Source organism: Streptomyces sp. NPDC001450 (genome assembly GCF_053597295.1).
Genome location: NZ_JBSFHY010000035.1, coordinates 1 through 22,360, shown reverse-complemented (window position 1 = coordinate 22,360; position 22,360 = coordinate 1). Strand labels below are relative to the sequence as shown.

Sequence of the window (22,360 nt, the reverse complement as noted above, 5' to 3'; positions counted from 1 at the left end):
TCGCGCAACTGTGCGGTCACTTGGGCGTGACCACCTTGTAGCTCTTGGGTACCTGGGCGTCGGGGCGGCGCAGGTACAGCGGGCGCGGCGCCGGGAGTTCCTCGCCCGCGGCCAGTTTCCCGGCGGCCAGCGAGGCGAGGGCGGCGGCGGACACGTGCTCGGGCTCGTGGGCGCTCGGGAACGTGTCCGGGTAGAGCAGCGCGCCCGCGCCGACCGCGGGGAGTCCGGCGACCTGCTCGGCGATGTCGGCCGGGCGGTCGACGGCCGGGCCGGTCAGGCGGGTGCGGGAGTCGGCGTACGTCGCCCAGTAGACCTCCTTGCGCCGGGCGTCGGTCGCCACGACGAAGGGGCCCTTCTCGATGTCGGTGGCGTAGGCGAGCGCGTCCAGCGTGCACAGGCCGTACACGGGGACGCCGAGCGCGAGGCCGAAGGTGTCGGCCGTCATCAGACCGACGCGCAGACCGGTGTAGGGGCCGGGACCGGTGCCGACGACGACCCCGGTGACGGCCTCCAGCGTGAGCCCCGCCTCGGCGAGCACACGATCGACGGCCGGCAGCAGCAGCTCCCCGTGCCGGCGCGCGTCCACCTGACTCGACGAGGCGATGACGTCCGTCCCGTCGTGCAGGGCGACGGTGACGGCGGGCGTGGCGGTATCCAGAGCGAGCAAGAGCACGCGAACAGCCTACGGCGCCTGCGGCTCGTGCATGGCCGTCCGGGGCAGACGGTGACTGACTGCTACGGTCTGTACGAAGTACGACATATGACGCGAGGCAGAGGTGGCGGACGTGGCAGGGACCAGCTCGGGGATCGTGGCCGGCCTCACCGCGGCCGCCGTGGGCACCGTCGGCTTCCTCGCCTACCAGGCACAGGCGACCGTACCGGCGAGTCTGGGTGGCGTGGCCGGCGCGAGTGCGTCACCCTCGGCGAGCGCCAAGAAGGCGCCGCGCGACCTGCGCAACCCGGGCGCCCTGCCGGGTGACTCCGGCACGGGTGAACGGGTCGTGTACTCGGTGGACGACGACCGGGTCTGGCTGGTCGACGAGAGGAACGTGGTGCAGCGCGGCTTCGGGGTGCGCCCCGGGACCGTCGACCCACCGGTGGGCAGGTACTGGGTCACGTCCCGCTCCAACGCGGTCACCGGCACGGACGGCGTGCCCATCGAGCACGTGGTGCGCTTCACGAGCGTGGACGGAGTGGTGATCGGCTTCAGCGCGGCGGTGGGCGGCACCGTGGGCATGACCGCCGACGGCGTGAAGACGGGCGGCATCCGGGAGCGGCGCGAGGACGGCGACGCGATGTGGAAGTTCGCCACGATCGGCGTACCGGTCGTCGTCATCCGCTAGGTCCTGTCGTCAAACTCCCGTCGTCCGCCCGAAGGGCGGGCCGCGCGGCCCAGGTGCGTGCTCTCGGCGTGCCGGGCCCTGACCCTCGTACTGGAGTCGTTTGGATCAGGTCGGCCGTGACAAGCGGTAGGGACTGGCCGACCCGAGCCCCGCGACGCCGGGATGATCCGAACGACACCCCCTAGGGCCGGCTACGCGGCCCGGCGGCGCCCCTGGTCCCGGTCGGTCTTCTCGGGCTCCGGCTTCCGTGGCGGCCGGGAGATCGCGTCCGCGGCCGCGCACGACGCCAGCAGGTCACGCATGGACACCCCGGAGAGCACGACCGGCTCGGCCGGCTGCGCCGTGGGTCGAGAAGCGGGCATGGACGCCTCCTGACGTGCGGGGGGCGGAGCGTGGTTAGGCACGCCTAACCACGGGCTGGACACCATGTGACCATGCCCGGTACGTCCGGCGCAACAGGTTGCCGACGGCTTGTCGGAACGTACGGCGGATCAGGCGTCGAGCGCGTCCAGACCGGCCTCGGCCCACCGCGGGCCGAGCCCGGTCAGCGTCACGTGCCGCACCTCGTCCGTGCCCGGGGGTTCGGGGGTGTCCCCCGATGCTGCGGTGCCGACGGCCCGGTGGATGACGACCTGCAGCCGGTCCTCGGTCAGGTCCTCGACCTTGCCCTCGCCCCACTCGACGACGACCACCGAGTCGGTCAGCGAGACGTCGAGGTCCAGGTCCTCCATCTCGTCGAGGCCGCCGCCGAGCCGGTAGGCGTCGACGTGGACGAGCGGCGGACCGTCACCGAGGGAAGGATGCACACGGGCGATCACGAAGGTCGGCGAGGTGACCGCGCCACGGACCCCCAGACCCTCGCCGAGCCCACGGGTCAGCGTCGTCTTGCCCGCGCCCAGCTCCCCGGTGAGCATCACCAGGTCGCCCGCGCGCAGCAGCTTGGCCAGCCGGCGGCCCAGCTCCCGCATCTGCTCGGGGGAGGTGATGGTCAGCCGGGTCTCAGCGGGGTTGTGCGGTGCTGCTGGTGCTTCCATAGCCACTTACGGTAGCTCCTGCGGGCACGGCACCCGCGCGGGTGAGCAGGTCGGCGAGCCGGTCGGTGACCACTTCCGGGTGTTCCAGCATGACCAGGTGCCCGGCGTCCGGCACCAGCACCAGCTCGGCCTCCGGCAGCAGGTCGGCCATGGCCTCGCTGTGCTCGCTGGGCGTGATCAGGTCCCGCACCCCGGCCAGTACCAGCACCGGGAAGTCCCGGAAACAGGCGAGCGCCTCGGCCTTGTCGTGGTCGGTGAAGGCCGGGTAGAACTCGGCGACCACGTCGATCGGCGTGGACTCGATCATCCGCTCGGCGAACCGCTCGACGGCCGGGTCGACGTCCCGGGTCGCGAACGAGTACCGCTTGATGATCCCGGCGAACAGGTCGGCGGTGGCCCGGCGGCCCTTCTCCACCAGCTCCGCCTGCTGGCCGAGTGCCTTCAGCACTCCGGGGAGGATCCGGCGCACCGCGTTGACGCCGGCCAGGGGCAGCCCGAAGTTGACCTCGCCGAGCCGCCCGGACGACGTACCGACGAACGCGGTGGCGACCACCCGGTCCCGGATCAGCTCCGGGAACTGGGCGGCCAGCGCCATCATGGTCATCCCACCCATGGAGTGGCCGACCAGCACGATCGGCCCGTCCGGTACGGCCGCGTCCAGGACCGCCTTCAGATCGCGGCCGAGCTGCTCGATGGCGACGGGCACGCCGTCCTGGGTCTGGACGACGCCCCGCCCGGACCGCCCGTGGCTGCGCTGGTCCCAGTGCACGGTCCGCACGACCCCGCGCAGGGCCGCGCGCTGGAAGTGCCAGGAGTCCTGGTTGAGGCAGTAGCCGTGGCTGAAGACGACGGTGACCGGAGCGGGCGCCTTGCGGCCGAAGAGCCGGCGGCGGCGCGGGGAGACGTTCGGGCCGGGGTCGGGTTCGACGTCGTCGACCTCGTAGTACAGCTCGGTGCCGTCGTCGGCGTACGCCTTGCCGGGGGTGCCGCGCAGGGCGCCGTAGGGGCCCGCCGAGTCCAGCACCAGCCGGGCCTTGCGGCGCATCCCGCGGCCCACGGTCATCCGCTCGATGGCGACACCGGCGGCCGCGCCCGCGGCGAGCACGCCTATCGCGGCACCGGCGATGCCGGTCGCCCTGCGCCAGCTGCCGGCCGCCTCCGCGGCGGAGGCGGCGGCCGCCGAGGCGACGACGTCCGCCACGGCCTCCGCACTGCTCTCGCTCACGTACCGCTCCTCTTCGCCGTACTGCAGTTCGCTGGGTGAATGAAACAGGTGGTGCCGGTGTGGCTCGTGTGGTGCAGCTGTGGTGCGTGGCGCCGGTCATGACAGGAGTGACCGGGCGCGCGGCGCCCGTCTCAGAAGGGACTACCCCTCTTCTTCCCCGTTCACATAGACGCGCGGAACCCGCGTTCCGATCCGCGTGACGATTTCGTACGCGATCGTGCCGCAGGCCTGCGCCCAGTCCTCGGCGGTCGGCTCGCCCCGGTCGCCGGGCCCGAACAGCACCGCCTCCGCACCCACCGGGGGCTCGTCCCCGCCGAGGTCGACCACGAACTGGTCCATCGCGACCCGCCCGGCGACGGTCCGCCACTTGCCGTCGACCAGCACCGGACCGGTGCCCGAGGCGTGCCGGGGAACACCGTCCGCGTAGCCGACGGGCACGAGGCCGAGGGTGGTCTCGCCGGGGGTGACGTAGTGGTGGCCGTAACTGACGCCGTGCCCGCCGGGGACGTGCTTGACCAGGGCCAGCGACGCCCTCAGCGTCATCACGGGCCGCAGGCCGAAGTCGGCCGGGGTGCCGATCTCCGGGCTGGGCGAGACGCCGTACATGGCGATACCCGGACGGACCAGGTCGAAGTGGGTCTCCGGGAGGGTCAGCGTGGCCGGGGAGTTGGCGAGGTGCCGCACCTCGGGGCGCACGCCCTGCTCCTCGGCGTACGCCACCACCTCCCGGAACCGGGTGAGCTGGGCGGCGATGGACGGGTGCCCGGGTTCGTCGGCGCACGCGAAGTGGGACCACAGACCGGTGATCCGGACCAGGCCCTCGCGCTCGGCGCGCAGGGCCTCGCGGACCAGCTCGGGCCAGTCGTCGGGCTGGCAGCCGTTGCGGCCGAGGCCGGTGTCGGCCTTCAGCTGCACGCGCGCGGGCCGTCCCGCCTGCCGGGCGGCCTCCGTCACCTCCCGCAGCGCCCACACCCCGCTGAGCGAGACGTCGATGTCGGCCTCGATGGCCTGCCGCCAGGGCCCGCCCGGCACCCACAGCCAGCACAGGACACGCGTGTCCAGGCCGGCGGCGCGCAGTGCGAGGGCCTCCTCCGGCGTGGCCGTGCCCAGCCAGGTGGCCCCCGCCTCGACTGCCGCGCGGGCGCACGGCACGGCCCCGTGGCCGTAGGCGTCGGACTTGACGACGGCCATCAGGGCAGCGCCCTTCGCCCGGGCACGCAGGGCCCGCACATTGGCGCGCAGGGCGGCCAGATCGATCTCGGCCCGGGCGCGCAGGGGCGCGGTCGGCACAGCTGCAGTCTCACTCATGGCGCCCCCAGTGTCTCAGAGGCCCGTGCGGGCCCCAGGTGCAGTGTCAGGTACCCGGCCGCCGCCCCCGCTCCCTGGCCTCCTCCGCCTAGCCGGGCTCGCGGTGGCGAGCAGTGCCGCGACGCCTCGACACCTCGACGCGCGATTCGTCCGCTGATCATGCGATCAGCCAAACGTGCGGCCCCATCGGATCCAGGATGCCGCGCGGACGGGTCACCCGGGGGTGCACCTGGGTACACCCCCGTTCGGCAAGCAGGTGCAGTCCGCGCGCGTCGCCGTCCCGGCATCGTCGAGGTCATGCAGACGACACAGACGAGACAGCGGTGGAAAGTCCGGGCAGGGGTCTATCTGGTGGTCGCCTTCCTGGCGTCCGGGGCGCTGGGAGCCGTGCAGCCGGCCACCGGGATTCCCACGGAGGTCGTCCAACTCACCCAGTTCGGCCCGGCGCTGGGCGTGGCCCTGGCGGCTCTGCTGTGGCCGTCCCGGACGCGCGGGCTGCTCGCCGGTTCCCCGGGGCACCCGGCCTCCGCGTGGCGGCAGTTGCTCGCCACGCCCCTCATTATCATCCTCCTCTCGGCAGGCCCGTACGCCCTTCTGACCGGCACCGCCCACGCCACCGACCCACGCAGCCTGCACCACCCCCTCCTCCTCATCGCCCTCGCCCAACTGGTCGGCGCCTGCGGCGAGGAGATCGGCTGGCGCTGCTTCCTGCAGCCCCTGCTGCGCACCCGTTTCGGCCCGCTCACCGCGTCGGCGGCGGTCGGGACGGTGTGGGGCCTGTGGCACGTCCGGGCGCTGGCTCAGAGCCCGGCCTACGTGGCGGGCTTCCTGCTCGCCGCGATCGCGATGTCCGTCGCCCTGGGTCTGGCCCTGGAGGAGGTCGGGGGACTCCGGCGTCTGCTCCTCGCGGGCGGCTTCCACGCCCTGGTCAACCTCGGAATGCTGCTGTTCATGGACGAGGAGACGGGCAGGGCGCTGCCGATGGTCCTGTTCGGGCTGGCCTGCGCGGTGACCGCGGTGCCGTGGGGGTGGCGGAGGCGGGGGGTTACGATCCCGGCGGCCGTGGGGTGAGGGGGCGTGGGGTGGGGGGTTTCCGGCGCGCGGACTGGGTCGCGCTCTGGCGGTGCCAGTTGGTCGGGCTGGCCGGGTTTCTCGTGGTCGGGGCCGGGCTGTTGGCCGGCGGGGCGTTGACGCTGTTGCCGCTCGGGGTCGGCTTCCAGGTACTGCCCGCGACCGCCGGGCTGCTGCGCCGCGTGTCCGACACGTACCGGGCCCGCGCGGCCCGCTGGACCGGCCGTCCCCTCAGCCCTCCCGACCCCCTCCCCCGTGGCACGTCGGCCCGCCGCAGCAGCGCCGCGATCCTCGGGGACGACGGCTTCTGGTACGACCTGCGCTGGGCCTGGCTGGAGCCGTGGACGGGCGGGTTGCTGGCGGCGGTTCCGCTCGCGCTGGTCGAATACGGGGCGTTCGGCGCGCTGGTCCAGCCCTTCGTCCGGCGCCGGCTGGGCGACGGCAACTGGTACGCCTTCATACCGGTCACCTCCCCGGCCACCATGCTCACGGCCCTGCTCCTCGGCCTGGCGTTCATCGTGGCGGGCCTGCGTCTGGCGCCGGTCATGACGACCCTGCACGCCCGTCTCACCCACCGCCTGCTCGCCGCCCCGCGCACCACCGAACTGGCCCGCCGCGTCACCCGGCTGACGGACACCCGGGCCGCTGCCCTGGACGTCCACGCGGCCGAACTCACCCGTATCGAACGGGACCTGCACGACGGCGCCCAGGCACGCCTGGTGGCCCTGGGCCTCACCCTGGACGAGGCGACCCGTCTGCTGGACACCGACCCCGGGACCGCGCGCACCCTCCTCCTGGACGTCCGTGCCCTCTCCGCACGGGCGTTGCAGGATCTGCGCGATCTGGTCCACGGCATCCACCCGCCGATCCTGGCGGACCGGGGCCTCGCCGACGCGGTCCGCTCCCTGGCCCTGGACAGCCACCTGGACGTCGACGTGGCCGTACACCTGCCCCCGGACCGCCTTCCCGCGCCCGTCGAGTCGGCGGCCTACTTCACGGTGTCCGAACTCCTCACGAACGCGGCCAAGCACGCGCAGGCGACCCGGGTCGGCATCGCCCTGGCCCACGACGGCACGCACCTGCGGGTGACGGTGACCGACGACGGCCACGGCGGTGCCGACCCGTCGGCCGGGACCGGACTGCTCGGCGTGCGGCGCCGGTTGGATACCTTCGACGGCACGCTCGCCCTGTACAGCCCGCCGGGCGGGCCGACCACCGCGACCCTGGAGATCCCGTGCGCGTCGTCCTCGCCGAAGACCTCTTCCTCCTCCGCGACGGCCTGACCCGCACCCTGCGCGAACACGGCTGCGAGGTCGTGGCCTCGGTGGACAACGGCCCCGCGCTGGTACGGGCCCTGCGCGAGACGGACCTGGACGTCGCCGTGATCGACATCCGCCTGCCGCCCACGCACACGGACGAGGGCCTGAAGGCGGCCCTGGAGGCCCGCCGCACCCGACCGCGGCTGCCGGTCCTGATCCTCTCCCAGTACGTCGACCAGCTCTACGCCCATGAACTCCTCGCCTCCGGCGAGGGCGCCGTCGGCTACCTCCTCAAGGACCGCGTCACCCACACCGCGCAGTTCGTCGACGCCCTGCACACGGTCGCCGCCGGCGGCACGGTGATGGACCCCCAGGTCATCGCCAGGCTTCTGACCCGCAGTGAGAAACGGGGCCGCACGGACTCGCTGACCCCCCGCGAGCACGAGGTCCTCACTCTCATGGCCGAGGGCCGCTCCAACACGGCCGTCGCCGGCACCCTGCACATCAGCGAGAGCGCGGTGGCCAAACACATCGCGTCGATCTTCGCGAAGCTGGGGATAGAACAGTCACCGGAGGACAATCGCCGGGTGCTGGCGGTGTTGGCCTACTTGAGGGGCTGAGTGACCTGCGTGGCTGCGGGCCACAGTTCACCCCCGCACATCCCTCCACGCCTCCGGGATCCTCTCCGCGACATCGTGTGCCCCGGCCGGTGCCCCGTCTGCGGCGAAGCGGCCCGCCAGGCCATGGAGATACGCCGCCACACTCCCCGCGTCCAGCGCGGACAGCCCCGCCGCCAGCAGTGACCCGGCCAGTCCTGACAGCACGTCCCCGCTCCCGGCCGTGGCCAGCCAGCCCGTCCCCGTGGCGTTCACCCGCACCGGCCCGCCCCCGGAGTCCGCCACCAACGTCGTCGACCCCTTCAGCAGCACGGTCGCCCGGTACACCGCAGCCAACTCGCGCACCGAGGCCAGTCGAGCCCCCTCGACCTCCTCCCGCGGCACCCCGAGCAACGCCGCCGCCTCCCCGGCATGCGGAGTCATCAGGGTCGGCGCCGTACGCGCACGCACGGCGTTGCGCTCGGCCAGCCGCAGCCCGTCGGCGTCGAGCAGCACCGGCACCTCGGCGGACAGCACCTCCGCCACGGTCGCCGCGTCGTCCCCGGCACCCGGCCCGGCCACCCAGGCCTGCACCCGCCCGGCCTTGGCGGGCCCCTGGTCGGACACGAGGGACTCCGGGAAGCGAGCGATGACCGCCTGCGTCGCGGGCCCGACGTACCGCACGGCCCCCGCCCCACCCCGCAGCGCTCCGGAGACGGCCAGCACGGCGGCCCCCGGATACCGCGCGGACCCCGCGGCGATCCCGACCACGCCCCGCCGGTACTTGTCGCTCTCCGCCACGGGAAGCGGCAACAGCCGCGCCACGTCCGCGTGCTGCAACGCCTCCAGCTCGGCGTCCGGCGGCAGTTCGAGCCCGATGTCGACCAGCCGCACCGACCCGGCGTACTCCCGCGCGGGGTCGACCAGCAGTGCCGGCTTGTGCGTCCCGAAGGTGACGGTGAGGTCGGCCGGCAGCGCCGTACCCCGTACTTCTCCCGTGTCCGCCTCGACCCCGCTCGGCAGGTCCACGGCGACGACGGCGGCCCGCGACCGCTCGACGGCACCGGCCAGCGCCTCCGCGTCCGGCCGCAGTCCGCCCTTGCCCCCGATCCCGACGATGCCGTCCACGACGAGGTCGGCCCGCTCGACGGCCTCCTCGGCGGCACCGTCGGCCGCGAGGCACCCACCCGCCCGGAGCAACGCCGCGAGCCCCTCGGAGTGGGTCCGCTCGGGCCGCGCCAGCAGTACGGCCGTGACCCCGGCCCCCCGCCGCGCCAGCCGCGCCCCCGCGTACAACGCGTCGCCGCCGTTGTCCCCGCTCCCGACGAGCAGCACCACCCGGCTGCCGTAGACCCGTCCGAGCAGGTCCGCACAGGCAGCGGCCAGCCCCGCGGCGGCCCGCTGCATCAGCGCACCCTCCGGGAGCCGCGCCATCAACTCCCGCTCGGCCGCCCTCACCGTCTCCACGCTGTACGCAGTACGCATGGCATCGAGTCTGCCCCGGAAACCCCTGCCGCCACACCCGGGGGCGTCACCCCTCGGCGACCACCACGGCCGACGCGATGCCCGCGTCATGGCTGAGCGACACGTGCCAGGACCGCACCCCGAGTTCCGCGGCCCGCGCGGCCACGGTGCCCTTCACCCGCAGCCGGGGCTGCCCGCTGTCCTCGACGAACACCTCGGCGTCGGTCCAGTGCAGCCCGGGCGGGGCCCCGAGGGCCTTGGCGAGCGCCTCCTTCGCCGCGAACCGCGCCGCGAGCGAAGCGATGCCCCGGCGCTCCCCACTGGGCAGATACAACTCGCTCTCCACGAAAAGCCGGTCGGCGAGACCAGGCGTACGGTCCAAGGACGCCCGGAACCGGTCGATCTCGGCAACGTCGATACCAACCCCGATGATGCTCATCCGGGCACTCTACGATCCGTCTGGCGACTGCGGGCTCGGCTCCCCGGTGACCGGACCGGCCTGGTGTGCAGCGGTGAAACCTGCCGCCCATTGCGCGCGTTGTTCCCCGTCCTCCGCCACCTCACCGGCGCGCACCCGGGCCACATCCTCAAGGCGAGGAACCCGGCGCCGCCTGAGGCCTTCGAGCCCGAACAAAAAATCACCGGCCACCTGTCGGCTGTCTTGCTGACCGTCCTGCTGGTCGGCCGACACTCAGGCCTGTTCAGGGCTGGTCCCCGGAACGTCCGCGTCCTCGGCGAACAGGTCCTCGGCCCGCTCGACCGTACGGGAACGCTCCAGCCAGGCGTCCATGCGGTCGAGATCGGTGCAGGTGGTGATGCGCTCGCGCACACTGTCCGGTACGGGGATGCCACGCACCTCCAAAACCGACAGGATGCCCTTGGCCTCGCCTTCGGCCCTGCCCTCTGCCCTGCCCTCTGTCTTGCCTTCTGTCTTGCCTTCGGCCCGGCCTTCCAAGTAGGCGGTTTCGCGGACCGTCCCCCGGCCGGGGAAGTAGCTGACGAACGACATGATTTCCCTCAATTTCTGTCCGGCCGGGGTGTTACCCAGGCTGATTTCCAGGAAGTCGAAGAAGTAGTCGGCGGTCTCGGGGTCCGTTTCCCGGATCTCCTGAAGGGCGGCTGTGATTGCCCTCAGTATGGCCTCACAGTCGGCGCTGCGGGCATGTGCCAGGGCGGAGAGCACCGCCAGGGCGGAGAGCACCGCCAGTGCGGGGTTCTTCGTCGCGGTCCTGACGTCGGTGATCTTCGGCAGATTGTCCGGCCCGGCGACCAGTGGACAGGTCCGCTGAGCCGTCCAGCCGCGCGTACCGCAGTCGAAGGGTCCTGTCGCCCACTTGGCCGTGGACCTGTCCTGGCAGACCACGAGAAGCAGCACGGGCAGGCGGTACTTCGCCTGGAGGTAGGCGACGTAGTACGCCCAACTCGACGCCTTGCCCTCGTCTTTGCCCGACTGCGACTCGATGGCGAGCAGGAAGTCCTCGCCGTCGGACGGACCCACACACAGCACGGTGTCCACGCGTCGCTCCAGTGGCCGCGCCTCCGTCACGTCCGTGGTGACGGCGTCCACGGTCGCCTTTGCGGACAACGCGGTCGGTGTGTCCCACGCCCCGTCCGCAGTACGCCCGGTGGCGACCAGGGACGGAAGCCCTCAAGACCGCCCCCGAAACCGAGTCCCCTCGCGTCGCAGCTCCCTGCTAGCCTGCCGAGGCTCGATCACATGTGCCCATTCGGGCGCTCGCGGGTCACATCACGCGCCTCCTGACCAGACGGCGTGCTCCGCGGTGGGAGCGCATCCGAAACGCCGAGGGGGGCGGACGCTTGAGCAGTACCACCAGCGCAGGCAGCGACAGAGACGGCGGCGGCAGAGCCGCCGGCCCGTCGAGGCCGGTGACCGATCCGTTCGACGCGCTGCCCGAACTCGCGCCGCTGCGCACCGCCGCCCAGGCCGGCGACTGGGCCGCCACCCAGGACTTCTTCAGCGGCCGCGACTCCGCCGACGAGGTCTCCTTCGCGGCCGGCGCGCTCGCCGACCTCGCCGGGACCGAGGGGTATCTGGAGGAGGCCGCGCAGGCCCTGCCCGGCGACCCGCTGCCGCGTACGCTGCTCGCCGAGCGGTACATCCGCATCGGCTGGACGATCCGCAGCGGCGCCGGCGCCGAGCACGTCTCGCGGGATCAGTTCGACCAGTTCCACGCCTGGTTGCGCAAGGCCGAGCACATCTTGATCGAGGTCTGCGCGGAGCACCCCGACCACGCCCCCGCCTGGACCGCCAGGCTGCTGACCGCCCGCGGCCTGGAGCTGGGGCAGTCCGAGGCCCGGCGCCGCTACGACCGGCTGTCGGTCCACCACCCCCACCAGTTCCGCGCGCAGTCGCAGTTGCTGCAGCAGTTGAGCCCCAAGTGGGGCGGATCCCTGGAGGCCACGCACGCATTCGCCCAGGAGTGCGTGAGTGCCGCGAAGGACGGCTCACCCGCCGGGATCCTGATCGCCGAGGCCCACGTCGAGCACTGGCTGGAGCTGTCCGGAGTCGCGGGCACGGAGTACCTGCGGAACGTGTCCGTCCGCAACGACCTCCGCCAGGCCGCCCAGGCGTCCGTGCTGCACCCGGACCACCGGCCGGGACGGCACGGGTTCACCGGGCACAGCGCGTTCGCCCTGGCCTTCTCGCTCGGCGGTCACCTCAAGGACGCCGCCCCGCACTTCGCCGCCCTGGGCAACACGGCCGCCGAGTCCCTGTGGCGGTACCTGGGCGACTGGAAGAGCCGGTACGCGACGTACCGCACGGCCGCGCTGGCGACGCTCCGAGGGGAGACGGAACGATGACCACGTACGACGCGACCGTGAGACGCGATGCCGCGGACCTCACCGCCCTCGACGGGCTGATCGGCCACGCCACCGTCCAGGGCGTGCCCGTCCTGCACGCCCCGCGCCCCGGCGACATCTCCGCCGGTCTCTTCTTCCGCGTGGGCCGCGCCGACGAGACCTTGTCCACGTCCGGTGTCACCCATCTCGTCGAACACCTCGCGCTGCACCGGCTGGGCGTGTCCGACGTGCATTACAACGGCGCCACGGCGAACACGTACACCCACTTCCACGTCACCGGCGACGAGGACGAGGTCGTCACGTACCTCAACGACCTCTGCGCGGCCCTGCGCGACCTTCCACTGGACCGTCTGGAGACGGAGAAGGAGATCCTCCGCACGGAGGCGGCGGGCCGCGCGAACGGCCCCAACTCGCAGATGCCGCTGTGGCGTTACGGCGCCCAGGGCTATGGCCTGTCCAGCTACGACGAACTCGGCATCTGGAGTCTGACGGCCGATCAGGTGCAGCAGTGGGCCGAGACCCGCTTCACCAGGGACAACGCGGTGCTGTGGATGACCAGCGACCACGTACCGGACGGCCTGGACCTCACCCTGCCCGCAGGCCGCCGCATCCCGGCCCCGGCCGCGTCCGGCTCACTGCCGGTCACCCCCGCCTACATCCGCGGCGACGACGGCCACGTCGTCTTCGACAGCGTGCTGCACCGCTCCACCGCGGCTGCCGTCTTCGCCGACGTTCTGGGCCGCGCCCTGTTCCGGGACCTGCGCCAGGAGGGCGGCTACTCCTACACGGCGGAGGCGCACTACTCCCCCCGCGACGCCGGCTTCGCCACCCTCACCGCGTACGCCGACGCGCTGCCCGAGAAGCAGGACGCGGTGGTCGGCGCCTTCGTCGACACGCTCGCCGGGCTGCGCGCGGGCCGCATCGAACAGGCCGAACTGGACTCGGTGCGCGGCAAGTTGCTCAAGCGGTACGACACACCCGACCTCGGCGCCGCCAAGCTGCCGTCGGACGCGCTCAGCCTGCTCCTCGGCCACGAGATCCTCTCCCCGGAACAGCACAAGGCCGAACTGGAGGCGGTCACGGTCGCGGACCTGCGCGAGATCGCCCGCGAGGCGTGGGACGGCGGGCTGTTCCAGGTGCCCGCCCGCGGCGCCGACTGGGCGGGCTTCACGCTCGCCCCGCAGTACTCGTCGTCCGCGGTCACCGGCACCCGGCACCAGTCGCTGGAGGACGACGGCCTCACGCTCGTCATCGGAGCCGAGGGGGTGAGTCTGCTGCTGCCGGGCGGCCCGGTCACCGTGCGGTACGACGCCTGCGCCGCGATGACCGCCCGCCCCGACGGGGCCCGCTTCCTGACCGGCCTCGACGGCTTCCGCGTGGCTGTCGAGCCGACCCTGTTCCGGGACGTCACGGCCGAGCGGATCGCCGTGCTGGACGCGGCCGTCCCCGCCGCCGCGGTCGTCCCGCTGCCGGCCCGTGACCCGGAACGGATTCCGCAGCCGCGCGAGCGGGAGATGCGAGAGGCGGCCCCCGTGCCGCAGGGCGGGGGCGACGAGGCCAGGAAGTCGGCGTCTCCTGGCCTGCGGCACCTGCCGGTCTGGTTCGTGCTCCTGGTGGCGGCGGAGGCGGTGTTCGGCCTGGGCCTCCTGATCGCCATCCTCCAGACGTCCGACTCGGCCCACGCGGCGTTGATTCACCTGACCCGCGCGATGCTGCCGACCGCCCTGGTGATCGCCTACACCCGCAAGGCGTACCGCCACGCCCGGCGCGAGCGCGGCTGACTCCCGGGAACGCGCTGCTACTCCACCGTCACCGACTTCGCCAGGTTGCGGGGCTGGTCCACCTCGTTGCCGCGGGCGGTGGCCAGCTCGCACGCGAACACCTGCAGCGGCACCGTCGCCACCATCGGCTGCAGCAGCGTCGGCGTGGCCGGGATCCGGATCAGGTGGTCGGCGTACGGAACCACCGCCTCGTCCCCCTCCTCCGCGATCACGATCGTCCGCGCGCCCCGCGCCCGGATCTCCTGCATGTTGGACACGATCTTGTCGTGCAGGACGGACCGGCCGCGCGGCGACGGAACGACGACCACCACCGGCACGTCCTCCTCGATCAGCGCGATCGGACCGTGCTTCAACTCGCCCGCCGCGAAGCCCTCGGCGTGCATGTAGGCGAGTTCCTTGAGCTTGAGGGCTCCTTCCAGGGCGACCGGATAGCCCACGTGCCGGCCCAGGAACAGCACCGTGTTCTTGTCGGCCAGGGACCGGGCGAGCGACCGTACCGGCTCCATCGTGTCCAGCACGCGCTCGACCTCGCCCGAGATCTGCGACAGGTCCCGGATCACGGCACGGATCTCGTCGCCCCACTTGGTGCCCCGCACCTGGCCCAGGTACAGGGCCACCAGGTAGCACGCCACCAGCTGCGTCAGGAACGCCTTGGTGGAGGCGACGGCCACCTCGGGCCCGGCGTGCGTGTACAGCACCGCGTCCGACTCGCGAGGGATCGTCGAACCGTTGGTGTTGCAGATGGCCAGGACCTTCGAGCCCTGCTCCCGCGCGTGCCGGAGCGCCATCAGGGTGTCCATGGTCTCGCCGGACTGGGAGATGGCGATCACCAGGGAGCGGCCGTCCAGGATCGGGTCCCGGTAGCGGAACTCGCTGGCCAGTTCCACCTCGCAGGGGATCCGCGTCCAGTGCTCGATGGCGTACTTGGCGATCAGGCCGGCGTGGAAGGCCGTACCGCACGCGACGATGACGACCTTGTCCACCTCGCGCAGCTCGGACGGCGAGATCCGGACCTCGTCCAGGGTCAGTGAACCGGCCGCGTCGATACGGCCCAGGAGCGTGTCGGCGACCGCCTTCGGCTGCTCGGCGATCTCCTTGAGCATGAAGTAGTCGTAGCCGCCCTTCTCGGCGGCCGAGGCGTCCCAGTCGACGTGGTAGGAGCGCACGTCCGCCTCGCGGCCGTCGAAGCCCGTCACCTTCACGCCGTCCCGGCGCAGCTCCACCACCTGGTCCTGGCCCAGCTCGATCGCCGAGCGGGTGTGCGCGATGAACGCGGCGACATCGGAGGCCAGGAACGCCTCGCCCTCCCCCACGCCCACCACGAGCGGGGAGTTCCGGCGCGCGCCCACGACCACGTCCGGCTCGTCGGCGTGCACCGCGACCAGCGTGAACGCGCCCTCCAGGCGCCGGCACACCAGCCGCATGGCCTCGGCGAGATCGGCGCACGACGAGAACTCCTCGGCCAGCAGGTGCGCGACCACCTCGGTGTCCGTCTCGGACGCCAGCTCGTGGCCCCGCTCGGCCAGTTCCGCGCGCAGCACCGCGAAGTTCTCGATGATGCCGTTGTGGACGACGGCCACCCGCCCGGCGTTGTCGAGGTGCGGATGCGCATTCGCGTCCGTCGGACCGCCGTGGGTGGCCCAGCGCGTGTGGCCGATGCCCGTCGAGCCCGCCGGCAGCGGCCGCTCGACCAGTTCCTTCTCCAGGTTGACCAGTTTCCCGGCCTTCTTCGCGGCGGCCAGCCCGCCGTCCGCCAGCACGGCGACGCCCGCCGAGTCGTAACCCCGGTACTCCAGCCGCTTCAGCCCGGCCATCACGACCTCGAGCGCCGACTGCGACCCCACGTATCCCACGATTCCGCACATGAGCGGCAGCCTACGGGCCGACGAGCGACGTAAGTGGCCTTCGCCTGCCCGAAATCGGAAATTCCCGCCGGGGTACGAAGGTCTACGACGGTCCGGATCATCAACTCGGCGGGTGTCACATGCACGAGCCCGGCGGTGTCTTCATGCCGAACAGCCCAACAGCCCAACAGCCCAACGGGCAGAGGTCCGAGGAGGACACCATGGCGCCACGCATTCCGAAGGCGGAGCTCGACCCCGAGCTGAAGGAGAACCTGACCAAGCAGCTCGGCGCCGTGCCCGAGCCCGTCGAGGTGGCGTTCAACAACCCCGGCGTCGCCCTGGCCAACATGGATTTCTCGGCCAGGGTGGCCGCCTGGAACGCGGCCGACGCGAGCCTCAAGTCGTTCGCGCACATGGCCGTCTCGGCGCAGGTCGGCTGCAGCTGGTGCCTCGACATCGGCTACTTCCAGGCGCAGAACCAGAACCTGGACCTGACCAAGGCGAGCCAGGTGCCGCGCTGGCGGGAGTCGGACGTGTTCACGCCGCTGGAGCGGGACGTGATGGAGTACGCCGAGGCCATGACGAACACGCCGCCGACCGTCACCGACGAGCTGTCCGCGAGCCTGCTCGACCGGCTCGGCCCGGCGGCGCTGGTCGAGCTCACCGTGTTCATCGCCTTCGCCAACTTCGCGACCAGGACCAACACGGCGCACGGGATCACGTCGCAGGGCTACTCCGACTCCTGCGAGATCCCCCTGGCCGCGCGGCCCGCCGACTCCGGCGCGGCGTCCGGCGCATGACCGAGGACCCTTTCGTCGCCCATCGCAGCCTGCTGTTCACGGTCGCCTACGAGATGCTCGGGTCGGCGGCCGACGCGGAGGACGTGCTGCAGGAGTCCTGGCTGCGGTGGGCCGGCGTCGACCACACGCAGGTGCGTGACCCGCGGGGCTACCTCGTCCGGACGGTCACGCGGCAGTCGCTCAACCGGCTGCGGACCCTGTCGCGCAGCCGCGAGGACTACGTGGGCCAGTGGCTGCCGGAGCCCCTGCTGACCAGCCCCGATGTCGCCGAGGACGTCGAGCTCGCGGAGAGCGTCTCGATCGCGGTGCTGACCGTGCTCGAAACGCTCGCGCCGACCGAGCGGGCGGTCTTCGTGCTCCGCGAGGTCTTCGAGCTGCCGTACGGCGAGATCGCCGAGGCCGTCGGGAAGTCCGCGGCCGCGGTGCGGCAGATCGCGCGCCGCGCCCGCGAACATGTCGCGGCCCGGCGGCCGCGGGTGCAGGTGAGCCGGTCGGAACAACAGGCGGTGGTGGAGCGGTTCCTGGCCGCGCTGCGCACCGGGCGTCTTCAGGAGCTGATGGAGGTCATGGCACCGGACGTCGTCATGATCGCCGATGGTGGCGGGCTCGTGGCCGCCGCGCTGACTCCGGTCCACGGCGCCGAACTCGTGGTGCCGTTGCTCGCGCGCGTGAACCAGGTGGTGACCGCGTTCGAGGCGACGGACGTGTGGCTCAACGGCGCACCCGCGGGCCGGCTCGCGTTCGACGGCGAGCCGGCCACGGTGAGCCTCTCGGTCGAGAACGGGCGCATCACCCGGATCTACGTGGTGCGCAACCCGCGGAAGCTGACCAGGCTGGACGAAGCGTCCGAGCTCACCAGGTAGGCCCGCTGCCGTACGCCGTCCAGGGCCGGAGCTTCTCGGGGTTCCGTACGGCCCAGATCCGGTGGATCCGGTCGCCCACGACGTCGAGGGCCAGCACCGCCGCGGTGACGCCGTCCTGCTGGACGACCACCCCGGGCTGGCCGTTGACCGTGCGCTCCAGGACGGTCATGCCGACTGCCCGGGCGGAGAGATCGACGAGGTAGCGCGCGACCTGCTCGCCGCCGTCGACGGGGCGCAGCGCGGCCTGGGCGAGTCCGCCGCCGTCGGCGATCGCCGTGGCGTCGGGGTCGAGGAGGCCGATGAGCGCGTCGATGTCCTGGGCTTCCCAGGCCCGCTTGAAGTCCCTGACGACGTCGGCGCGCCGGGCCGCGGGAGTCCCGGTAGTCGCGGGAGCGTGCGAGGCACGCATGCGGCGGCGGGCCGACGAGGCCAGCTGGCGACATGCCGCCGGGGTACGGCCGACGATCTCGGCCACTTCGGCGAAGGGATAGCGGAAGACGTCGTGCAGGATGAACGCGACGCGCTCGGCCGGGGTCATCGCTTCGAGCACGACGAGGAAGGCCATGTTGACCGACTCGTCGAGGGTGACGCGGTCGGCCGGGTCGACGGCGGTGCCGCCCGACCGCCCGCTGATCCACTCCGTCCGATCGGGCAGCGGCTCCGGGATCCACGCGCCCACGTAGCGCTCCCGCCGGACCCGTGCCGAGCGCAGCAGGTCCAGGCAGATACGGCCGGCGACCTTCGTCAGCCAGGCACCCGGGGAGTCGATGGCTTCCCGCTGCTCCGGGGACATGGCGTACCAGCGGGCGTACGTCTCCTGCACGACGTCCTCGGCGTCGGCCAGGGAGCCGAGGAGCCGGTACCCGAGATTGATCAGCTGACGCCGCTCGCTGGTGATCGCGCTCAGGCCCGGATCGAGCGGGCCCTCTGCAGGCCCGGACTGCGTGCTCATGTGTCGCCGTCTCCCTTGGTCGTATCCGCACTCACCAGTACGACGGGACAGCGCACCGGACTGTGACGTCGGCGCGGCACCTCACATCCCGAGGGGCCGTGTCGTCGTACCGCTGAGACGAACACATCCACTCCGCGAGGAGAACCCTCATGAACATCGCTCTGTGGATCACTGCGGGACTGCTGGCCGTGGGCTCCCTGGCCGGCGGCGCCATGCTGCTGATCCAGCCCAGGCAGAAGCTGGTCACCTCCGGCTGGGCCTGGGTCGAGGACTTCGGCGACGGCACCGTCAAGGCCATCGGCACCCTCAAGGTGCTGGCCGCGGCAGGCCTGATCCTGCCCGCCGTGCTCCACATCGCGCCGGTCCTGGTGCCGCTGGCCGCCGTCGGCTGGGTGCTGCTGATGATCGGCGCGATGATCACGCACCTCCGCCGCCAGGAGGCCCAGGCCATACCGGTGAACCTGGTCCTGCTCGCCCTGGCCGCCTTCGTGGCGTGGGGCCGCTTCGGCCCCCATTCCTTCACCGGCTGACCTGGTTCGACACGAGGAAGAGGAAGAGGAGAAAGCTGATGAGCGACCTTCAGTCCATCGCTGACCGCTTCGAGATCGAGGCCCTGCGCGGCGAGTTCACCGACGCGGGGATGATGCGTGACTACGACCGCTTCGCGTCACTGTTCACCGAGGGCGGCGTCTGGCGGATCCCCGGCGTCGCCGAGTTCACCGGCCGGGCGGACATCCGCGCCGGGATCGAGCGGCTGCAGGGCTTCTGGGACTACTTCGTGCAGAACGTGCACCCGGGCACGATCCGGCTCACGGGCGACGCCGCGGAAGGCCGCGCGTACATCTCGGAGTTCGGGCGCATGCGCGACGGCACGTCACACGCGAACCACTCCCTCTACCACGACCGCTACCGCCGCACCCCGGACGGCTGGCGGTTCACGGAGCGCGTCTACGAGGTCAGGTACGCCGACAACTCCCCACTGGCCGGCTCGGCGCCCGGCCCGGCGGCCACATGACGCACCCTACGACGCCGACCTCACCCGTACCGGGTGGAGCGCCCTGCGCGACAGGACTCCGCTGCCACTCACCGCTGAAGAGGCCGAGGAGGGGCGCGGCCTCGGCGACGTCGTCGACCTCGTCGAGGTGCGGGACATCCACCTCCCGCTCTTCTGCCTCCTCAACCTCTACGTCGACGCCACGGACGGGCTCAGAAGCGGATGCGCGTTCGCGTCCGTCGGACCGCTGTGAGTGGCCCAGCGCATGTGGCCGATGCCCGTCGAGCCCGCCGATAGCGGCCGCTCGACCAGTTCCTTCTGCAGGTCGACCAGCTTCCCGGCCTTCTTCGCGGCGGCCGGCCCGCCGTCCGCCAGCACATCCTCGAGCGACGTAAGTGGCCCTCTCCCGTGCGGCTCTACGTGTACATGCCTATGCTGTGGTCGCGCATGGACGGAACCTGACCATTCCGCCTTCACGCGCATCGATCAGCGACCAGGGGAACGCCGTCGCTCACGGGGAGGGGTTGCATCGCCATGCCGTCACACCGACCGCACGCACGCCGCAAGTCGTCTGGGTTCGTGAGTTCCTGAGCGCGCCTCAGGACCGGATCCCTGCTCCCTGCTCTTCGGCCGCTCTTCCGGCCCGCAACCCCGACTGAACACAGAAAGGGATGCTTCCTTGCACCCCAGACCGCGGTTCCGCCTGCCCGGAACACGAAGATCGCAGAAGCTCACCTCCGCCGTCACGTCCGTCGCCGCACTGGCCGTCCTGGCAGGCCTGGCGGTTCAGCCCGGCCTGACCAACCTGGGCGCCCAGCCGGTGGGCGACTCCTATCCCTGGTACGAGGACACCTCCGCCGAGCAACTGCGGCAGGACCAGTGCCTGATGGCCGACGTACTGCGCCTCGGCGGCCCGTCCATGGCCGCGACCGCGCAGAACGGCCTCAACCAGACGCCGGACAAGCTCCACGTCCTGGCCGACCGCAAGAACTGGGAACAGACACCGCTCGCCGTCGCGTACAAGAACGACCGCGACGCGGCCGGCAAGGACCTCGACGCCGTGTGGGCCCTCCAGGACGGCTGGAAGAAGCCCCTCGACGGTCTCGCCACGCCCGGTGGCTTCTCCGAGACCGGCTTCCACTGGCCGCCCGGCACCAGCAACGACGGCCAGAAGAGCTTCTACGAGCAGACCGGTCTCACGCCCTGGATCGCCGACCGGTTCTGGAAGACGGACTCCGACTTCTACGAGGACGCCACCCCGGCGGCCGACGCCAAGACCCTCAAGGCCGTCGACGACATCGGCAACCCCCTGTACGGCAAGGACCCCGACCCGACGGGGACCACCCAGGAGGAGTGGAACCGCGCGCTCGCCGAGCAGAGCGCCTTCCAGTGGATGCACGGCGGGCCCAGCGCCAACGCCGGCGCGGACGACGCCCGTATCTTCCTGTCCTCCGGTGGCTTCCCGCGCAGCGCTCCGCAGCCGGGCACGCCGGAGTACCGCATCGCCGTCGAGGACGTGAAGTCCCGCTTCGCCGCCTGCGGTTGGCGTGACCCGCTGGACCCGGACAACGTGCTGGGCGACATCACCTCCACCGCGGCCGCGGAGTGGCAGCAGGAGATCGCCTCCCAGGCGACCCAGCGCAACCAGATCGTCGACGCGAACAAGGACGCCGTAGACGCCCTCACCAAGAGCGCGAAGGCCCTGGGCGAGATGCTGGGCCAGTCCTGGGTTGCCGACCACCTCACCCGCTGGCAGGACTACTGGAGCGCCGGCGGCCTCGGCTGGATCGGTGACGGCCAGTTGGAGATCCAGGTGCCGGGGGCCGCCGGCAAGTGCCTCGACGTGCAGGGCGGCGGCAAGACCAACGGGACCCCCGTGCAGGTCTACACGTGCAACGGCGGCGCCTCCCAGCAGTGGAAGCTGCTGGGCTCCTACGACGGTGGCTACACCCTGGTCAACCCGAACGCCTTCAAGTGCCTGGAAGTGCTCAACGGCGCCAACGCCGACGGCACGAAGATCCAGATCCGGGACTGCGGCAGCAGCAAGGCCCAGCAGTGGACGTTCGACGTCCGCAGCAGCGGCCCGCTGCGCAACGCGGCGACGGGCAAGTGCCTGCACCTGCCGACGTTCGACAACAGCAAGGACGCCGTGCTGTCGACGTGCAACGGCTCCAGCGCGCAGAAGTTCAAGATCGTCCCCAAGACCCACACGGGTGATGACAAGCTCGGCTACCCGGACAAGGCCCAGTTCACCAAGGCGACGGCCGGGATCGCCGCGGCGCAGGCCGCCTCGAAGAAGCAGCTCGCCGTTCTGAAGACGCAGCTGACCGCCGCGCAGAAGGCGGCGACGACGTCGGACACGGCGGTGCAGGCCGCTTACGGCATCGCCGACGCCAACGGCGCGCCGCGGGGGCGTGGTCTGCTGGTGGGTCAGCAGAAGGATCAGGTCACCAAGGGGGCCGCGGCGGCTGTCGCGGCGCTGGAGAAGGCCGGTGAGACGGCGGAGGCCGCGACCCGTGCCGCCGCCGGTGACAGTGCGACCATCACCCAGCGGGCGCTGGCGCAGGCCGCGCAGTCCAAGGCGGAGTTCCGTAAGAAGGCCGCCGAGACGGCCGAGTGGCAGGCCAAGGCCGCAGCGGACGCGGCGAAGGTCCACCGGGACAACGCCAAGAAGGACAAGGAGACCGCCGAGGCGAAGCTGGGCGACGCGCTGAAGGCGGAGGGCGACGCGAAGGCGGCCGCCGCCGACGCGCACGCCAAGCGGCTCGCGGCGGAGGCCGAGGAGAAGACGGCCAAGGCGGAGAAGGAGAACGCCGCCGCCAGCCGGGCCGAGGCCGCCGAGCACCGCAAGAACGCCGAGTCCGAGGCGACGAAGGCGAAGGACGCCAAGGACAAGGCCGAGGCCGCCGAGAAGACCGCCGAGGACCGGCGCGACGACGCCGTCGCGGCCAAGGACCACGCCAAGGACATGCGCGACGACGCGTGGGACGCCGAGCAGAAGGC

The 22,360-nt window shown here is 72.1% G+C and carries 21 protein-coding genes and 2 pseudogenes; 12 read left to right on the top strand and 11 right to left on the bottom strand.

The annotated features are described in order from the left end of the window. Window positions 1-16: 16 nt before the first annotated feature. Window positions 17-673 carry a tRNA (adenosine(37)-N6)-threonylcarbamoyltransferase complex dimerization subunit type 1 TsaB gene (gene tsaB / locus ACWC5O_RS32050; RefSeq protein ID WP_450590569.1) on the bottom strand — a complete coding sequence of 219 codons (657 nt, stop codon included), beginning with the start codon at window positions 671-673 and terminating at the stop codon, window positions 17-19. A gap of 112 nt (window positions 674-785) precedes the next feature. On the opposite strand from tsaB, the gene ACWC5O_RS32045 reads away from it, so the two are divergent. Further along, window positions 786-1,343 (top strand): hypothetical protein, encoded by a 558-nt coding sequence (locus ACWC5O_RS32045; protein WP_450590570.1) that lies wholly within the window; start codon window positions 786-788, stop codon window positions 1,341-1,343. Between the two features lie 191 nt (window positions 1,344-1,534). Here the strand turns inward: ACWC5O_RS32045 and ACWC5O_RS32040 are convergent, their stop codons facing one another. The 4 genes from ACWC5O_RS32040 to alr all read right to left on the bottom strand — a co-directional run bounded on the left by ACWC5O_RS32040 (window position 1,535) and on the right by alr (window position 4,910). After that, window positions 1,535-1,705, bottom strand: a complete 171-nt coding sequence (locus ACWC5O_RS32040; RefSeq protein ID WP_450590571.1) for a hypothetical protein — start codon at window positions 1,703-1,705, stop codon at window positions 1,535-1,537. Window positions 1,706-1,834: 129 nt separating this feature from the next. Further along, complete coding sequence (gene tsaE / locus ACWC5O_RS32035; protein WP_450590572.1) at window positions 1,835-2,377, bottom strand: tRNA (adenosine(37)-N6)-threonylcarbamoyltransferase complex ATPase subunit type 1 TsaE; 543 nt, start codon at window positions 2,375-2,377, stop codon at window positions 1,835-1,837. Then, window positions 2,343-3,602, bottom strand: coding sequence for an alpha/beta fold hydrolase (locus tag ACWC5O_RS32030; protein WP_450590573.1), 1,260 nt, complete (start codon window positions 3,600-3,602; stop codon window positions 2,343-2,345). Before ACWC5O_RS32030 ends, tsaE begins: the two co-directional genes overlap by 35 nt. A 141-nt stretch (window positions 3,603-3,743) precedes the next feature. Continuing rightward, window positions 3,744-4,910: an alanine racemase gene (gene alr / locus ACWC5O_RS32025; RefSeq protein WP_450590574.1), complete on the bottom strand. Its 1,167-nt coding sequence runs from the start codon at window positions 4,908-4,910 to the stop codon at window positions 3,744-3,746. Between the two features lie 297 nt (window positions 4,911-5,207). Between alr and ACWC5O_RS32020 the strand changes: the two genes are divergently transcribed. The 3 genes from ACWC5O_RS32020 to ACWC5O_RS32010 are packed head-to-tail and all read left to right on the top strand — an operon-like array spanning window position 5,208 to window position 7,860. Further along, the gene (locus tag ACWC5O_RS32020) at window positions 5,208-5,981 is read left to right on the top strand and encodes a CPBP family intramembrane glutamic endopeptidase (protein ID WP_450590575.1); all 774 of its coding nucleotides are present in this window, start codon (window positions 5,208-5,210) and stop codon (window positions 5,979-5,981) included. Between the two features lie 11 nt (window positions 5,982-5,992). After that, entirely contained in the window at window positions 5,993-7,264 is a 1,272-nt protein-coding gene (locus tag ACWC5O_RS32015; protein ID WP_450590576.1) for a sensor histidine kinase, read from the top strand. Next, window positions 7,216-7,860 (top strand): response regulator, encoded by a 645-nt coding sequence (locus tag ACWC5O_RS32010; RefSeq protein ID WP_450590577.1) that lies wholly within the window; start codon window positions 7,216-7,218, stop codon window positions 7,858-7,860. Before ACWC5O_RS32015 ends, ACWC5O_RS32010 begins: the two co-directional genes overlap by 49 nt. A 27-nt stretch (window positions 7,861-7,887) precedes the next feature. Here the strand turns inward: ACWC5O_RS32010 and ACWC5O_RS32005 are convergent, their stop codons facing one another. The 3 genes from ACWC5O_RS32005 to ACWC5O_RS31995 form a co-directional block, all read right to left on the bottom strand. Continuing rightward, entirely contained in the window at window positions 7,888-9,321 is a 1,434-nt protein-coding gene (locus tag ACWC5O_RS32005; RefSeq protein WP_450590578.1) for an NAD(P)H-hydrate dehydratase, read from the bottom strand. Window positions 9,322-9,367: 46 nt separating this feature from the next. Then, the gene (locus ACWC5O_RS32000) at window positions 9,368-9,739 is read right to left on the bottom strand and encodes a holo-ACP synthase (protein ID WP_403960066.1); all 372 of its coding nucleotides are present in this window, start codon (window positions 9,737-9,739) and stop codon (window positions 9,368-9,370) included. A gap of 252 nt (window positions 9,740-9,991) precedes the next feature. Continuing rightward, the gene (locus tag ACWC5O_RS31995; RefSeq protein ID WP_450590579.1) at window positions 9,992-10,885 is read right to left on the bottom strand and encodes a hypothetical protein; all 894 of its coding nucleotides are present in this window, start codon (window positions 10,883-10,885) and stop codon (window positions 9,992-9,994) included. A gap of 233 nt (window positions 10,886-11,118) precedes the next feature. Between ACWC5O_RS31995 and ACWC5O_RS31990 the strand changes: the two genes are divergently transcribed. Then, on the top strand, window positions 11,119-12,123 hold the full coding sequence (locus ACWC5O_RS31990) for a hypothetical protein (protein ID WP_450590580.1): 1,005 nt from the start codon (window positions 11,119-11,121) through the stop codon (window positions 12,121-12,123). Next, the gene (locus ACWC5O_RS31985; protein WP_450590581.1) at window positions 12,120-13,904 is read left to right on the top strand and encodes a M16 family metallopeptidase; all 1,785 of its coding nucleotides are present in this window, start codon (window positions 12,120-12,122) and stop codon (window positions 13,902-13,904) included. The genes ACWC5O_RS31990 and ACWC5O_RS31985 overlap by 4 nt, the downstream gene beginning before the upstream one ends. Window positions 13,905-13,921: 17 nt before the next feature. Here ACWC5O_RS31985 and glmS read toward each other — a convergent pair whose 3' ends face one another. Next, window positions 13,922-15,769: a glutamine--fructose-6-phosphate transaminase (isomerizing) gene (gene glmS, locus ACWC5O_RS31980; RefSeq protein ID WP_450590582.1), complete on the bottom strand. Its 1,848-nt coding sequence runs from the start codon at window positions 15,767-15,769 to the stop codon at window positions 13,922-13,924. 200 nt (window positions 15,770-15,969) lie between these two features. Here glmS and ACWC5O_RS31975 point away from each other — a divergent pair, with 200 nt between their 5' ends. After that, window positions 15,970-16,548 (top strand): carboxymuconolactone decarboxylase family protein, encoded by a 579-nt coding sequence (locus ACWC5O_RS31975; RefSeq protein WP_450590583.1) that lies wholly within the window; start codon window positions 15,970-15,972, stop codon window positions 16,546-16,548. Further along, on the top strand, window positions 16,545-17,411 hold the full coding sequence (locus ACWC5O_RS31970; protein WP_450590584.1) for an RNA polymerase sigma-70 factor: 867 nt from the start codon (window positions 16,545-16,547) through the stop codon (window positions 17,409-17,411). Before ACWC5O_RS31975 ends, ACWC5O_RS31970 begins: the two co-directional genes overlap by 4 nt. On the opposite strand, the gene sigJ is transcribed toward ACWC5O_RS31970, so the two are convergent. Continuing rightward, window positions 17,401-18,363 carry an RNA polymerase sigma factor SigJ gene (gene sigJ, locus ACWC5O_RS31965; protein ID WP_450590585.1) on the bottom strand — a complete coding sequence of 321 codons (963 nt, stop codon included), beginning with the start codon at window positions 18,361-18,363 and terminating at the stop codon, window positions 17,401-17,403. The two genes, ACWC5O_RS31970 and sigJ, sit on opposite strands and share 11 nt — an antisense overlap. Window positions 18,364-18,512: 149 nt before the next feature. Between sigJ and ACWC5O_RS31960 the strand changes: the two genes are divergently transcribed. From ACWC5O_RS31960 to ACWC5O_RS31950, 3 genes and pseudogenes are all read left to right on the top strand, one after another. Further along, on the top strand, window positions 18,513-18,893 hold the full coding sequence (locus tag ACWC5O_RS31960; RefSeq protein ID WP_450590586.1) for a DoxX family protein: 381 nt from the start codon (window positions 18,513-18,515) through the stop codon (window positions 18,891-18,893). A gap of 38 nt (window positions 18,894-18,931) precedes the next feature. Beyond that, window positions 18,932-19,378, top strand: a complete 447-nt coding sequence (locus tag ACWC5O_RS31955) for a nuclear transport factor 2 family protein (RefSeq protein ID WP_450590587.1) — start codon at window positions 18,932-18,934, stop codon at window positions 19,376-19,378. Next, window positions 19,353-19,574 (top strand): annotated as a pseudogene (locus ACWC5O_RS31950) (type I pantothenate kinase); the annotation flags it as partial. The gene ACWC5O_RS31955 and the pseudogene ACWC5O_RS31950, both read left to right, overlap by 26 nt. Here ACWC5O_RS31950 and ACWC5O_RS31945 read toward each other — a convergent pair. Then, window positions 19,571-19,735, bottom strand: a pseudogene (locus tag ACWC5O_RS31945) (glucosamine--fructose-6-phosphate aminotransferase); the annotation flags it as partial. The pseudogenes ACWC5O_RS31950 and ACWC5O_RS31945 sit on opposite strands and share 4 nt — an antisense overlap. 301 nt (window positions 19,736-20,036) lie before the next feature. Between ACWC5O_RS31945 and ACWC5O_RS31940 the strand changes: the two are divergent. Further along, on the top strand, window positions 20,037-22,360 hold a 2,324-nt coding region (locus ACWC5O_RS31940; protein ID WP_450781125.1), incomplete at its 3' end, for an RICIN domain-containing protein.